The 264-nt window shown below is 54.2% G+C and carries 1 protein-coding gene; it reads left to right on the forward strand.

Features of this window, described 5'->3' with window-relative positions; translation table 11 throughout:
• On the forward strand, positions 1 to 264 hold a 264-nt coding region (locus tag H8L32_RS27405; protein ID WP_186951025.1), incomplete at both ends, for an efflux RND transporter periplasmic adaptor subunit.

The raw sequence follows: 264 nt of genomic DNA on the forward strand, positions 1-264 counted from the left end.
CTGCACCGGTCAGTGGTGTCGTGTCAGAACTGTCCATACGTGAAGGTATGACGGTCATGGCAGGAGCGCCATTATTTCGTATCAATGGAGTTGCAACAATATGGGTGATTGCCGATATCCCGGAAAATCTGTCTGCCCAGGTACGCTCAGGCAATCCAGTCGAAGCACGCACACCCTCATCACCTGGCACAGTCTTCCAGGGCAAGGTCAGCGCCATCCTGCCGCAAGTGGATGTGAGCACCCGTACTTTGAAAGCCCGTATTG

Origin of the sequence: Undibacterium hunanense (genome assembly GCF_014284335.1) — a bacterium.
Lineage (GTDB): Bacteria > Pseudomonadota > Gammaproteobacteria > Burkholderiales > Burkholderiaceae_D > Undibacterium > Undibacterium hunanense.